The following is a 15,204-nucleotide window of genomic DNA, read 5'->3' on the forward strand; positions in this document are numbered from 1 at the left end:
TAAATAACAAATACGATGCCACAAAAGCGGTCACTCCCTGATAGCCTTAAGTGCTGCCCTGGCAGCCGATATGACGGTAGCATCTTCACTTGCCAGTAGTCTGCTGATAAATTGCTCTTTGTCTACCGCCTTTTTACTGACCAATACATCGAGCAATATAAGCTGAGCAGCAGGCGGCACGTGTAACATAGCTACAGCTACAGATCCGGACACATCCCGGCTTCTGATATGTAGTAAGGCATTACCTATCGCTTTTAATTCAGCAGTATCGGCTGTTTTTATAGCTACAAGCAATGGGCTGAGCATTTCCATACTCTGCACTTGTGCAGCAGCATTTATCGCCGCTAATCTTACCAGCTGACTACTGTCTTTTAACGCTTTGGTAAACAATGATATTGCGATACGCTGCTTGCTTTCTGCCAACATGGTTATTATAGTAGCCTTGAGCTCTCCTTCAGTAGTTGCTGCTTTGTCCGTCCACATAGATGCGCTAACTGCGTTTATGTTCCTTGCAGCCATAGCAAGCGCAGCACCTCGATACTCTCGGTTCTTATCATCAGCAGCCGTGATAAGTGTTCGTGTTGCATTCTCTCCCATCACATCAACAATTATTTTCAATGCAGCAATCCGGATATGAGCGACACTATCTTCCTTACACTTTCTTAGTACATTATTAGCCGCCGTCACTGCAGGTGCTGTCGGCCAGTTATTGGCAAGGTTTGACGCAAATAACAGATAAGCGGCTGTTGCACCTGTTATATCGTTACCAAAGTTAACTTTCTCTGCGGCTGCCGCCAGCAATGGTTCACTATCTTCACTTGCTATATTTGCGAGTGCGAAAAGCGCAGCTCTTTTTAACACAGGATCGTCAGACTTTGCACGCAACATTATACCAGGTTCTGCACCTAGGTGACGCAGCTGGCCCAATGCCTTTACTAAACTTATTTCACTTGCACCCTTAGCCTTATCGAGAGCTATTTCCATAGCTGTTACTGCGGCCGGACTTTTTATCTGCACCAAAGCGCGTATAGCGGGGTCGGAAAAACGCGAATTTAACAGATATGGCTTTAATAAGGGAACAGCCTTGTTATCCCCAAATATTTGCAGTAGTTCTATGAGAAAGATTTTGTTGTTAGCATCAGTTGTCATGGGGAGCGCTTTACTCCAGGCTTTTATAGCCCTGCCTCGCAAGGTGTCACGCAATGCAGCAGATACAAATTTTGCATACCCTGCCAGAGCAAATTGTAATGATGTATTGTCTCCTTTACCAGCAGGCTGGAGCATGGTAGCCATTTCAGTCAAACCGTTTATTCCCAGTTTAGATATTGCTAACATGCAACTATCCTGTTGCTGCTGATCCTTGGCCGGCAACAACTTCAATATACGATTAATACTAGCAGCATATGGATGCGGTATCTGTTGGGCGAATAACCTTGGGCTGTTGCACAAGAAAATAGCTAATAGTATAATTTTTTTCATGAAGATTTTCTATCTATTACGCCCAATATGCACGGGCAGGTGGGTCTATCAAGTTGTTTGCACCATCATCATAAAGAAATCGTTGTTTTTCCGGATCAAACTCCAGGGAGCGGCCTAACTGCAAGGCTATCTTGCCCATGTTTACCAACATACAGGAACGATAACCATTCTCTTCATTCAATGCGAAAAGTTTTCTTTCTTTCACAGACACAAGGAAATCCGTTATCTGAGGTGGTGGATCTGGATAGGCGGCCAGCTTCTTATGTAGATCAGGAATGTCTGATCGGAAACCTGGAAAGAGTTTTCCTGACGGACCCTCGATAAAGGCGGCCTGCTCATCCCGGCCGTTTGCATCAAGAACGATTCTGCAACCATCCTTGTACGTATATGTGATTCTCCTCCATGTACCAACGGCATCTGGATGTTGTTGCGGTGCATCAACCTCTACGGCTACCGGACTAGTGTCATCTTTGCCGAGTATGTACTGTACCGGGTCAAGATAATGTTGCCCCATATCTCCAAGCCCCCCACCATCATAATCCCAATATCCCCGGAAATGCTGATGTACGCGGTGCGGATGATATGGTTTGTAAGGCGCTGGTCCTAACCATCGATCATAATCAAGTTCTACCGGAATTGATACGGGCGGCAAATTGGTCTTGCCTACCCAGTGTTGTTTCCAATCAAATCCTGTGTGCGGACTAAGTGTTATTGTCAGTGGCCATCCCAGTAAGCCTGCACTTACCAATTTTTTTATTGGTTTAACAGGAGTATTCATCCCGTAGAAATTATCTTCAAACCTAAACCAGGTGTTCAGGCGAAACATACGACCGTATTGCTGTACAGCTTCTTTCACTCGCTTACCTTCTCCTATAGTATGTGTCATTGGTTTCTCACACCAGATATCCTTTCCCGAACGGGCAGCATCTATCGCAATAGTACCATGCCAATGAGGTGGTGTTGCAATATGTACAATATCAACCTCCGGAAGCTGGAGTAATTCCCGGTAATCACTAAAAGCCTTTACGCCGCCACCTAATATGTCCTGGGCCTGCTGAAGGTGTCCTTTGTCCACATCACAAATAGCAACAACCCTTGTCCCTGCATAGTTGAAATGCACTCTACCCATCGCACCAGTACCGATCACACCTTTCGTGAGCTGATCACTAGGAGCCAAATACCCACGCCCTAACACATGACGCGGCACTATCGTAAATGTTGCTACTGCTCCTATCCCATTCCGCAGGAATGTTCTTCTTGACTGATTCTTATTCTGCCCCATGTTGTGATTAAATTGAATACCTGACACCAAGATATGAAAATGATTTTGCAAGTGTACATTAATATGATCTCCTGATGATCATTTTGAACAAAATTCTCTATATTCGGCCATGCTGAATGGCCTACATTGTTAGCCAAACTCAGAGTTTATTAATCCGTGAAAGACATCGTCCCTGATAACCCATTATGCTAGCTAAAACGTTCCATGTTGTTAACAACAGTTCGCACTCTGCAAAAAAGAGGAAGTTATAAGTATACCAACAAACAAACTTTACCCGATGTGCTGATATCGGTCCTGCATAAGGCAGCTTGATTATATATAAATCTTTTTCCAGAATAACCAGTTATCCATATGACACGCAAACTTATAGTTGATTTACCCGCTGTACTCCTAGTAATGCTATTCACCTATGCAGCACTCAGTAAATTGCTGCAATACAGTATGTTTCAACATCAACTCGGACAGTCTCCTTTTGTTGCAGATTATGCAAGTACTGTTGTCTGGCTCGTTCCCTTATCTGAACTATTAATTGCCGCACTGCTAATAGTTCCTCAAACCAGACTGACAGGACTTTATCTCTCATACGCAATGATGCTATCCTTTACAATTTACATCTATGCTATGTTACACTACAGTCCATTTATACCCTGTGCCTGCGGCGGGGTACTTTCACAAATGAACTGGAATCAGCATCTCATCTTCAACATCATATTTACCCTTATCTCGCTTACCGGCATTTTCCTAATACCCGTAAAAAAATAGGGGCCCCTTCAATATAAAACTATGAACCAAAGACTTTATACCATAGTGTTAATAACTATCCTGACTGGTAGCACAATATTTATACTTGTATACATTTCCAGACGGCCTATTGAAAATAAACACGGCTTCACCCGCATTTTTAGCAAGAATGGAGTCAAGTTAATACGTTCAATTAACGTTCCGCATTCGTTATTTATCGCCAGTGGAGATAAGGACACCCTTTATTTCCATAGTGAGGACCCAACCTATGTTCTATACACAGACACCGGACTTAATAGTCTAAAGGCGATTCACATTCCAGTTGACAGTCTAAAAAGACAATTAGTCAGCGGCTTTCGCATACACGTTAATCACCCTGACCTTTATCTATATGCCTACAATGTAGCAAACATAATATGTTATAACATTCATGAAAAAAAGCTATCCTTTATAAACACACAACACAACTATACAAATGCTGTTCAAATAAATGATACAACGTTTATACTGAAGTACTTCACAGGACATCTCACAGACCAAACCTTTTGCAGATTGAATACTAACACGGGCGCGATTAAAGCGGCGAACCTGCTAACAGAATCAAATTTATCAGGTAGCGGCACATTACTATATGACCTCAGGCATTTAACACTTGCTTTTGTTCATCATTTCAGCAATAGTATCACAATATTTGACACGGCATTCTGTTTGTTGCCAACTGTACATACAATTGACACATTTACACGTTATCGCGCTAATTACCTAGCTCATAATCAGTCAGCTGGCAATAGCATTTTATATAAGCCTGGCGGAAATTGGATGATGATTAATTACCTCAGCCAGGTTTATGAAGGAAAGATATACGTTAATAGTCTTGTGAAAGCGGATAATGAGACACTAATAAAGAATAAACACAATACAGTTATTGATGTGTATGATCTATTAAGCGGGAATTATATTGAAAGCTTCTACATACCCTTAAGAAATGGCGAAGCATTAAATTCTTTTAACGTTTCGGGGAAAAGGCTTATTGTAACCGATCTTACCAGTGTTTCCATATATCAAATGCCCTAACTACACTGCTTACTTAAGCAACAATCAGTACTTTATTTTATCCATACTAGTCATCCAAAGCAATCCACAAAATGAACTTCAATTAAATGCTAATACGGACAAACATTCCCACGCGAATCTTACATACCAAAGCAAATTCATTTAGTATATTTAACGCGGAGAATACGCAATTAGACTAGCTAAATATTACAAATCGATATCCTAAGCCAACATCGGTAAAAATGTATGGATATATTGGCCTATGTCCAAACGAATCAGCCGATTGAGCAAATTTTTCTAAAAACCAAATGCGTTCCACGCGTTGTTAAAATCCTGTCCAACAAATGAAAACGGTTAAGCTGAATCCAATTTTATTGGTATTCTTACTTAGCGCTTTGAGCGCATATGCTACGAGCGAACACGCCAATTTTGTTTCCGAGTGCAGTACTACTGCAATTAGCACTGGAGCCAATATTGACAACGAATGCCCTTACAACGCTAATATACATTGTTGTTACCTAGCCCAGGGTAGCTCTAGCTTATATGTCATACAAAAGCGAGGCGCTGGGTATGTCACCATTCGTAAGAGTACAAGTTCGATAGTAACAATATTTGGTACAAAACTATAATTCTAAGTTGTAATTAATCTCTAATAATCAATACATCTACCCAGCGTTGCTCTTCACATAACTCAAGTCCGTATGAGTGTATAGCCTTTTTTAAGGATTGTAGATCATTCATACGGACAGATAAGTCTATGTCAATGCAACCTTGAAATCCAGTTTCATCTATCAGGATAGCTGACTCTATGCCTCTATAAAATACAGTTTTGCTATCTTCATTATATGCACGAATATGCTCCACCAACCGTGATAATGGCGAATTTCTCAACTTCAAATAGTACATATTCCCTTCCTGCAACATAGCACCACCGACCGTTTTAATTAAACAACTATCTCTCATATTTAAGGTATAACATACTAAATTTTTCCGTTCGACCGCTCCATATACGCCGAAATATCTGGTAAGATCTTCTTTCATTCTTTCCTGCAAAAGACGCATTCCCTTACCAGGAATAATTAAGTCATAGCAATATAAATCAGAAGCTGTATCCGGGGGATGCTCATAATTTTTTGTCAGCTTCTCAAGTGTTTCTTTATTCCGGATATCAAAAAACAGTTTGGGTACTGGGATGAGTCGTTGTTGACTTGGATCTGGACTTAAAATTCCGAAGGCTAGCCTGAACATTGTGCTGAGGGGAAGATTCCAAACACGTATTCTCCGTTGATTATAGATTCCGGAATTATCAATTGCGGAACTCGGTGGATATTGTTTCTTATACCCAGTCAGGATGGAATATGCAAGTAATCCATTAATCGAATCATTTAACATAATTTGATCGGCAATATCTGCTTCCTGGTAAGTATATAAAGCGGGATGAAAATTCTGTGGTTGCTCCGCTATCGAAATATTAGCTGCGTTTATTGGATTACCTTGAACTAGAGACCGAATATTTTCCCGGGTAACCGCTTCATATCCGGTTATAGCGTTGACCACGCCATTAGGTGCAATCCATATGTAATGAGGTACGTACCTGTGTGGGAAATAGAAAAATAGACTATCATTGACTTCAGGACCATCATTAGTAGCTGTAATAAGGCGTATATTCTCATAACTCATTTCAGCAAATAGCGCCTTTACTTTTTGTATATCGTCGCCTGTAACCGTAATAATCTGCAATTCCGATTTAAATTCTTCCTGGAATTGCATCAGCTTCGGAAACTGAGCCAGGCATGGCTGACAAAAGGCTGCCCAGAAATCAATGAGTATTGCCTTTCCTTTAAACTGGGAAATAGATACTTCTTCACTGTAATAATTGACCACATTACGGAAAACAATGTTTGGCACCGTTGTTCCAATGGCTACAGGTTTTAAAGGAAGTGGTTGCCTTTTCATTAGCTCTCTATCCTGCCCTACAGCAACCAAAACCATTAAAATCATTGACATAACAAATAGATACAGCACAGCTATTTTCATCGCTCGTTCTGTTGTATGCCACTTACTATAATTTCATCCTCCGGAATAGGAAGCACATATCTTGGATCATTGGGTGGTAACTGATAAAGTACTCCATTTACGCTGCGGATGACAGTTGTTGAAAATCTTGGATCTTTATTTAGACGTCTCAAATCAGGAAAACGTCTACCCCTGAACATCAGCTGCTTACGTCTTTCAGCCAATACTGTCCTCAGTGCTATCTCCGGATCCTTTATCGTCAGCTCAACATATTTACCAGACTTCCAACGCATTCTTAATAGCTTGTTCAGATCAGCAGTTGCCCTGTCTACATCTCCCTCTCTCGCATAGCATTCAGCCCGTGTCAGATAAATTTCATCGGTTGCGATACCACCAAACAAGTGACGCGGGTTTTCAGAATACGACCCTTTGAATGAAAAGAATCCTGGTACCGTACCAGGCCTGAAGAATAAGATCTTTCTCAAATCATCTTCTGCAAACTGATTAAGCAATGCTGTATCAGTACCACTAGTTCCAGGCAGAATGAGCGGAGTGCCAGTCATCGTTGCATAGAAGATCACTTCAGGATTAAATTTATCAAAGGGAGATGCGCCTACGTCCTCAACTGTATTGTAATCCAGCAACTTGTCATGTATTACGAGTGAGCTATCAGCATACCTTTTAGCGTCGCTATAGTTGCCCAGTATCAGATTCATTCTTGATAGTAGAGCGTAAGCTGCCGCCCTCGATGGCCGTGTCTTTACAGTACCAATATCGGGCAATAGCGGGATTGATGCATACAGATCATTAAAAATCTGATCATAAGTCTCCTTCAGGCTTGCTCTGGGAAATATCTGCTTGACATCATCTGTGGTTCGCAGCGGTAAGCCTAGATCATTGGTCGCTGTGGTACTATCATACGCTTTACAAAACACCTCTGCCAGTACATAAAAAGAGAACGCACGAAAAAACAGTGCTGACCCCTTTACATTATTATAAGCAGCAGTTCCGGCTTCACCGGATACTCCCTTTAATCCAGCCAGGACCGTATTGCAGTAATTAACACGAATGTATTGCGTAGACCAGTCAAGAACTCTTCCAACAACGGCCGGGAACATTTTGTCACGCCACAGGTAAGCTTCGCGATCAGCTAAAACTAGTACGCTGAAACGTGTGTCAGTTACATAATAATTATCAGCACTGGCTTCTCCATAAACCGGCACATCCGCATTCATGTTAGCGGAAAAATCTAGCAACGACTGGTAATGATCTACGGTTTCGGGTATTGTCATAGACTGGTCTGGCTTAACCTCAAGCTTTTCTGTACAACCGGCCAGTAATATGAACAGCGTTATTGTAATGATGTGGATATACATTTTCTTACAATTAAGTACTATAATACAATCTTGCAACCTATAGCGAGAGAAGGAGGAACAGGACCTCCGGCAACATAATCAGGATCAATTTTCAACTTATTTGCCCTCCAGACAATCCCAATGTTGTTTGCATACAGATATAATTGCAGGTATTTTCCTTGGGAACCTGATAAAAATGCTGGACGCAAATTATAGCTAAACCTAATATCCTGTAGACGTATATGACCTGCCTTTTCCACCAGAACCTCGGAATACTGGTAGAAATAATCTCTGTTACCGTCCAGCGGGTATATCATTGAAGGTACATGTGTCCACTGTTCATCACCCTTTTTTTGCCAGCGCGATAAATAGTCCGCATGCCCATGCCACTTTGCGAACAAGGATTCATAGGACAAACCGGATCTTCGAAAGTAATATCTGAGTTTGAATCCGAAATTCACTGACAATGACAAACCTTTATAAGAAACTGTATTACGAAACGCTCCAAACATAGTCGGACGAGCAGCACCGTGATACCTGATGTCAGCCGATCCTCCTACGCCAGCTAATTTATCATACTCTTTTGAGGGCTGCCCACCCATAAATCCGATAGGATCTCCATTTTGAGGGTCAAGACCACCCCATTCGTAGCTATATATACCGTACAACGGCTTACCAATTATGGGAACTAGCGCTTCCGTTGAACCATCTGCTGAAGTAATGGCAGTCGTTAAAGGTGATCGAAAATTATACTTCACGATCTCGTCCCAATTGTAGCTGAAAATGAAATCTGACGTCCAGCTTATCTTTCTGTTAACATTAATGGAGGATAGTGAAAAGTCTATTCCACCACCTTTCATAGTGGCCGAATTGGTTCTGATCATATCTGTACCAACCTGCAAAGCAGGAACTACAAGACCAATTAATCCCTTTCCGTTTTTCCGATAATATTCAATACTTCCTCTAAGAATGTTATTACCAATTTCAAAGTCTGCACCGATATTTAACATGGCTGACTTTTCCCATGTCAGATCTGCATTGGGATAATTAGCAATTGCAGAACTAGGAAGCCCTGCAACATTACGTATCGGATTAGTAACAATTACCAGTCGTCCCGAAACTGTCGGATCGAGGTTACCATTAACACCATATGTCGCACGCAATTGCAATGTAGGCACGATACGAGATTTGTAAAACTTTTCCCTGCTAATATCCCAGAGCAACCCGGCTGACCATAATGGTACGCCTTTTTGATTTGCATTGATCCCCCAAATATTGCTTTGATCAAATCGCATACTACCTGATATTTTATACTTATCATCAAGTATGTAAGTCATATTGCCGTAGTAGGAGATAAATTCATTATTGAATTGTTTTAAAGTGCCTCCACCCGGCAGATATCCGCCTGGGCCAAGGTAGCGATAAGCATCAAAGTAGGTGGAATGATCCAGATTGGTAGCATATGTACTATTTTCCTTGTTATAACCAGCGTAAATATTTGTCTCATCTTCAGTTACAATGCCCCGCTGTTCAAATCCTCCAATAGCAGCTAATGAATGCCTCCCTGCGAATTTTCTGTTATAGTTTAGTTGTACTCTGTAGTTATTGCTCGTCAATTCACCATCACTCTCGGCCATAATACCTCCGATGGGCAGCGGTCGAGTAAGCACTCCATCAACTACCTGGGTAAACAGATTAATAACATTCCGGGTTTCGTAGGTCTTCTCACTTTGATAGTTTTTCACTCTGGACCACTGCTTTTCAAACTGGTACCTTAGCTCCATATTCAGTCCGTTTGTGATCGGAATCTTTAATCCAGGATTCAGACGGATATGGTATCTCCGTTCTATATTATCTGCAAATCTGATTTCATCCAATGGCCGATAGGTCCAATCTAATAAGCCCTCATCGGGTGGATTACTTACAAAACTGTACCGATAATCTCTTGGTATTGCTAATGCATTTCCTTTCTCATCTGCAAGCTCTAAGTACGAATACGCAAGTTTCCCTCCTCTTGGAATAATAGAGTGGATAATCCCTATTTCATTTTCTTGCATCACCAGTGACACACCTGTGGATAACTCTGCCTTACCCCAAAAATTGAATATACTATGATTATTAAGCGTAAATCTATCGTTTGCGTCACCCACCGTGTTATGTAGATTTCTGTCATACCCTACTGAGAATAAATATGAGCTATGCTCACCTCCTGCGCTCATATTAATAGCATACTGCTGATTCAAACTGTGTCTGTACAGATATTTTTCGAACTGTTTTCTTCTGTCAACACCTTTTAATCTATTAATCTCTGCATCAACTACTGCAGCTGGCATTATACCACTTCTCTTTTTATCAAGCAACTCAACTACCGGAGAAATAAGCGGATAACTGTAGTCATTCAGAAGATCATCATCATAATATCCTTTGTCAAAAAGATATTGTTCGACTGGTATATACTCACTTGATGGAAGAAAATTCCGGCTATAATATAAATCTGGCTTTGCTCCCATCGTCAGGTTAACATTTGCCTCTACTTTAAGCGCCTGGTTTAGCTTACCTTTCCTTGTCGTAATAACGATTACCCCATTTCCGGAAAAGGCACCCCAGATAGACGCCGCCGCTGCATCTTTCAAAATGGTGATATTCTCGACGTCGTTCGGATTGAGCAGATTAATATTACCAGTGTATGGGAAATTGTCTACAACTATCAATGGCTGGGCATTCGCCAATATCGTGCTTCGCCCGCGTACAGAAATATAGGCTTCTGTTGAATATGGCGGAATGTTTTTATTCGGAAACATTAAACCACTGGCTATATTTTCAAGCCGCTCCAGTATTGTAGGTCCAATCCGTCGATTCAGCAACTGATTATCTATCTGTACAAAAGAACCTGTTGCCCTTTCCTGGGGAATCTTCTGATAGCCGTTACTCCTAACTGCAACTGCCGACAACTCTGTAATCAACGGTTGCATGGTTATTTTGGATGATACGCCAGATGTTATCATAATCTCCTTACGTTGAAAGCCAGTATAACTTACACCGATCAGCATACTATCTCCTGAACCTTCCAGAAAAAAAAGTCCTTTCTCATCTGTACTTGCCACAGCAACGCCGGTACCGGCTATTGTAATACTTGCGCCTTCAAGAGGCGTACCGTCTGACAAGGTTACAATTCCTCTGAAAAGATTCTTTACCTCTCTTGTCATCATTTTTTCAGTAGTTTCTGTACCCTCCTTCCTGAATACACCAATTCTGCCAGAACGCAATTCCCAGGCATATCCCCGGGGTGACAATACCTTATTAAGTATGTCTTCAATGTTTACATTATTCTGATGAATTGTAATTCTGGCCTGATCATTTACAGATTGATTATTGTAGAAAAATGTATAACCTGTCTGTTTTGAAATGATATTGAAAAGATCAACAAGCTTAATATTGTCGTATTGCAGGGATACTCTCTGCTGGCTGTTTTTGTCCTGGGCATAGACGGAACGGATGGGGAGAATACATACAACAATGACCCCGAGGCTGTATAAAATACAGTCCCAATAACGGTGAAACATAAATCTCAGAAATTAGAATGGTCAATAAATCGTTTACTTCACAATTGCACTGGCCTGATCTGATGGTTAAATTTGCATAGTAACAGTTAGTCAAAAAGTAGAGTGACAATTTTTCCAAAAAAGCTTTAGCAATATTCTTTTCTTTTTTTTGAGAACTTGAAATCCGCCCTCCTTGTTTTAACGTACATGTACTCAGTGCCATAACAATCTCAAAAAAAGACATCCACGATTACTAGCTTTACCCAAAGAATTAAAAGACAAGCATTTATACTATCGTAGCATTGTTAACGTACTTACTTCATCAGGACATTTACAATTTTTCACATGAGTACCCATAAGTTAATTTCAAAATAACATATATGTGTTTAGTACTTTCGCCCCACTTTTTAAACGATATAAATTGCATCTGTTCAAGGGGGCTTAGCATAATATTCGTAAATAGTAAAGGGGTTATATAATGCGTCATGCGAATACTAACGATCTGCATAGGGCAGACGATAATGTCACATACGAGACTATATTCCAGAACCATGCAAAGGCGCTCTGGGCAGAGGCTTACAGACTATTAAAAGATAGTCAGGAAGCAAAAGATCTAGTGCAGGATCTGATCATAGAGATCTGGGAAAAACGTTCTCTCTCTAACGTGCAGACGAACGTACGCTCCTACCTGTTTCAGTCTCTCAGGTACAAATGTTACCGGCATATCAAAACAAAAGACACGGAAGAAACCAGGAAAAATGCATGGTCCTTCTTCCAGGATTTTGTCACAAAATCTGAAAGTGGACTCGAAAGAGAGGAACTAAAGCGTTCCATTTCCGCCGCTATTCAGACGCTTCCGCTACAATCTTCCAATATATTTACTCAGGTATTTATAGAAGGGAAAAAAAGAAAGGAAGTAGCACTTGATATGGGCCTGTCCATTAACACCGTTAATGTACATATTCATACTGCCTGCAAAAAATTACAGGAAAAACTGAAAAAAGTACTGTAAGCACTAAAGCATTTTTACTGGTATTGTCACTTTGAGAAGTACATGCGCGAAAGAACTGACATATACGAGTTGTTACTGCTCAAGTTTACCAAGGAACTCGATAAAGAAAAGGAAGCCCAATTGGATGCCCTTATCGAAAAAGATCCTGAAGTAGCCGAAGTATGGAAAAATCTACAGGATTTCTTCCAGAAAGATGAGCAGCGCAGAAAAGATTTTGAGAACATGTCAGCCGCTGAAATCATGCAGGGGGTGATAGAAAGGAGGGAATACATTAAGCCCAGACCTTTCCCGTTTAAAAAACTACTCATAGCTGCCATCCTCCTCGGAGCAGGGGCCTTTGGTATATATTTAGTCTCAAAAACCAACCATAACTCTAAAGTCCTGACTGACAGTCATAAGCAAATTCCGCCAAAAAGTGTTTACCTTCAGCTGGAGAATGGCGAGATCTTCGATCTCTCAGGTAAGGAAACGCACTACAGCACTGAAAATGGAGAGGTAACACTCAATAACAGCCGGAATAAACTAACTTTCTCTGCAGACAGGAATAACATTGGACTAAATAAACTGGTAGTACCTCCCGGCAAAGAGTACTCCATCAGATTAGCAGATGGTACTGAAATCCGGATGAATGCAGGCAGTACGCTGCAGTTCCCTTTCGGATTCAATCGTAACAGCCGCGAAATCACTTTTACCGGAGAAGCTTATATCCAGGTAGCTTCTGTGGCTAAACAGCCCTTTACTGTACATACGCCGGCAGCTACCATACAGGTACTCGGCACTGAATTTAATATAAACACCTATACAGCGGATAATGCAGCTGTATCACTTGTAGACGGCGCCGTAAAGGTACTGGCAGGGAAACAGGAAGTTTTACTAAAACCAGGCCTGCAGGCAGAATATACTACTCAAAAAGGCATCAATACACGTCCATTTGATAAAAACGACGTACTTTCATGGCTTGAAGGGAAATATACGTTTAATAAAACGCCTCTTAGAGATATCATCCCCATTCTGGAAAGATGGTATGATGTCACCATTATCCCTGATAATCCAGATGTAGCAGATAAGACTTTCAATGGACAAATCACCAAGTCAGAAGGGATAGGTTCATTCCTCGAGATGCTGAAGGTTATCCGTGTTGCAGATTATTACTACACAAATGATACTATACATATTAAGTAGTAGCTCCCGGCTCTGATGCCGTCAGATACTATAAACTCCGTTTACGAACAATGCAAAATGAAATACCGGTACTTTATTCCTTTAGTGCCGGTTTTTTTTATGCCTTGCCGTAAACGAAAATCGCGATTACCTAATACGCCGGACGCTTTTTCCTGTTGATCGTCTCCTGATTCTCCAGACGCTCGTCCAGTTGCTCGTCAGTCATTTCCCACTCAGCCTCATCAGCGGCGGATTCAGTTTCATCAAATGCACCTCCTGATCCGGTATGTACAATTTCTTCTTCTTTACCGGTTGCAGATGTCTGCTCATTGTCCCTGTCTGAATATAAATAAAACTCTATCATACACATATTGAATGGGCTATTCCTTTCATTCAACATTTAATTTATGATTTTTTTTCCTTACTTGAGCGCTTTTTATCTCCTCCATTGAAAATAGAAACTACTACCCTCTCCCAGTTTTGAATCAACCCATACCTTGCCTCCCTGCGTCTCAACCAGTAATTTTAATATGTTCAGGCCTATTCCTGTGCCTTTTTCGTCATCATTGTCTACCTTTTCAAATAATCTGAATATGCGCTCATTATCTTTTTCCTCTATTCCAGGCCCGTTATCCTTAACATAAAATTCATAGAAATCTCCGTCTGGTCTACTCCCGATTTCAATTTTTGTCCGATCCTTATCATTATATTTGATAGCATTACTCAAGAGATTCTGAAATACCTGTTGCAACTTCTGCCTGCTGGTATGGATTATCGGCAGCTCGCCCTCTATGGTTATTTCCACCTTGGGAGGTGGAAACAATAGTTTTATCAGCTGCTGCAATAACTCATTCACGTCTACGTCCTCCTCCTTATGCCTGAACTGATGATCTCTGCTATAGTCCAGGATAGATGTTATCATGTCAGATAATTGAGAAGTAGCGTTAATAGCCATGTCAGTATACTCAGACAAAAACGCTGACTGGATAATTTCCTCTTCCTCTTTCATCAGCAATAATAAACCTGTAATTCCTGACAAAGGAGATTTCAGGTCATGGGCTACCACATGCATAAACCGCTCCAGCTGACCATTGATCAGCTCTTTGTCTCTAAGTGCCTGCTTAAGTTCATGCTGATAAAAATAGAGTCGCTCAAATACATCTACCTTAGCACGGGTCACATTGATATCCAATGGTTTAGACAGGTAGTCAACTGCGCCTTTTTCAAATCCCTTTAAAACATAGTACTCCTCTTTGTTTATGGCTGTCACAAAGATGATAGAAATATCCCTTGTCTTCGGATTGGCTTTTAATAACCGCGCCACTTCAAATCCATCCATATCCGGCATCTGCACATCCAGCATGATCAACCCAATATCTTCATTCTTCAGTACCTGCTTCAGTGCATCATTCCCTGAGGTGGCCTGTAGAAACACCCTGTTATCCGCAAGCAGCATTTGCTCGAGAGACAGCAGGTTTTCCATCCGGTCATCCACCAGTAGAATAGTAAATTTCGTCATCATCCTTCTAAATTCTTTTAACGGCTATTTTGACGTATATACGT

General features: G+C 41.1%; 11 protein-coding genes and 1 pseudogene. 4 read left to right on the forward strand and 8 right to left on the reverse strand.

The features are described from left to right. Positions 1-30 precede the first annotated feature (30 nt). On the reverse strand, positions 31-1,335 hold the full coding sequence (locus tag K1Y79_RS05250) for a HEAT repeat domain-containing protein (protein WP_220248946.1): 1,305 nt from the start codon (positions 1,333-1,335) through the stop codon (positions 31-33). A 160-nt stretch (positions 1,336-1,495) separates the two neighbouring features. Further along, positions 1,496-2,761 (reverse strand): Gfo/Idh/MocA family oxidoreductase, encoded by a 1,266-nt coding sequence (locus K1Y79_RS05255; protein WP_220248947.1) that lies wholly within the window; start codon positions 2,759-2,761, stop codon positions 1,496-1,498. Positions 2,762-3,112: 351 nt separating this feature from the next. Between K1Y79_RS05255 and K1Y79_RS05260 the strand changes: the two genes are divergently transcribed. Continuing rightward, on the forward strand, positions 3,113-3,523 hold the full coding sequence (locus tag K1Y79_RS05260) for a MauE/DoxX family redox-associated membrane protein (RefSeq protein WP_220248948.1): 411 nt from the start codon (positions 3,113-3,115) through the stop codon (positions 3,521-3,523). A 531-nt stretch (positions 3,524-4,054) separates the two neighbouring features. Then, positions 4,055-4,576, forward strand: a complete 522-nt coding sequence (locus tag K1Y79_RS05265) for a hypothetical protein (RefSeq protein WP_220248949.1) — start codon at positions 4,055-4,057, stop codon at positions 4,574-4,576. Positions 4,577-5,197: 621 nt separating this feature from the next. Here K1Y79_RS05265 and K1Y79_RS05270 read toward each other — a convergent pair. The 4 genes and pseudogenes from K1Y79_RS05270 to K1Y79_RS29495 all read right to left on the reverse strand — a co-directional run. Further along, positions 5,198-6,592: a TlpA family protein disulfide reductase gene (locus K1Y79_RS05270; RefSeq protein ID WP_220248950.1), complete on the reverse strand. Its 1,395-nt coding sequence runs from the start codon at positions 6,590-6,592 to the stop codon at positions 5,198-5,200. Beyond that, positions 6,589-7,947 (reverse strand): RagB/SusD family nutrient uptake outer membrane protein, encoded by a 1,359-nt coding sequence (locus K1Y79_RS05275; protein WP_220248951.1) that lies wholly within the window; start codon positions 7,945-7,947, stop codon positions 6,589-6,591. The genes K1Y79_RS05270 and K1Y79_RS05275 overlap by 4 nt, the downstream gene beginning before the upstream one ends. A 17-nt stretch (positions 7,948-7,964) precedes the next feature. Continuing rightward, complete coding sequence (locus K1Y79_RS05280) at positions 7,965-11,135, reverse strand: SusC/RagA family TonB-linked outer membrane protein (RefSeq protein WP_220248952.1); 3,171 nt, start codon at positions 11,133-11,135, stop codon at positions 7,965-7,967. A gap of 36 nt (positions 11,136-11,171) precedes the next feature. Beyond that, positions 11,172-11,489 (reverse strand): annotated as a pseudogene (locus K1Y79_RS29495) (STN domain-containing protein); the annotation flags it as partial. 457 nt (positions 11,490-11,946) lie between these two features. Here K1Y79_RS29495 and K1Y79_RS05285 point away from each other — a divergent pair. Next, a complete protein-coding gene (locus K1Y79_RS05285; RefSeq protein WP_220248953.1) occupies positions 11,947-12,480 on the forward strand; it encodes a sigma-70 family RNA polymerase sigma factor in 534 nt (177 codons plus the stop codon). 42 nt (positions 12,481-12,522) lie between these two features. Further along, entirely contained in the window at positions 12,523-13,662 is a 1,140-nt protein-coding gene (locus K1Y79_RS05290) for a FecR family protein (protein ID WP_220248954.1), read from the forward strand. Positions 13,663-13,792: 130 nt separating this feature from the next. Here K1Y79_RS05290 and K1Y79_RS05295 read toward each other — a convergent pair whose 3' ends face one another. Together K1Y79_RS05295 and K1Y79_RS05300 are read right to left on the reverse strand one after the other, a co-directional pair. Beyond that, a complete protein-coding gene (locus K1Y79_RS05295; protein WP_220248955.1) occupies positions 13,793-14,005 on the reverse strand; it encodes a hypothetical protein in 213 nt (70 codons plus the stop codon). 72 nt (positions 14,006-14,077) lie between these two features. After that, entirely contained in the window at positions 14,078-15,163 is a 1,086-nt protein-coding gene (locus K1Y79_RS05300; RefSeq protein ID WP_220248956.1) for a sensor histidine kinase, read from the reverse strand. Positions 15,164-15,204 lie beyond the last annotated feature (41 nt).

This window comes from Chitinophaga rhizophila, assembly GCF_019492185.1.
GTDB lineage: Bacteria > Bacteroidota > Bacteroidia > Chitinophagales > Chitinophagaceae > Chitinophaga > Chitinophaga rhizophila.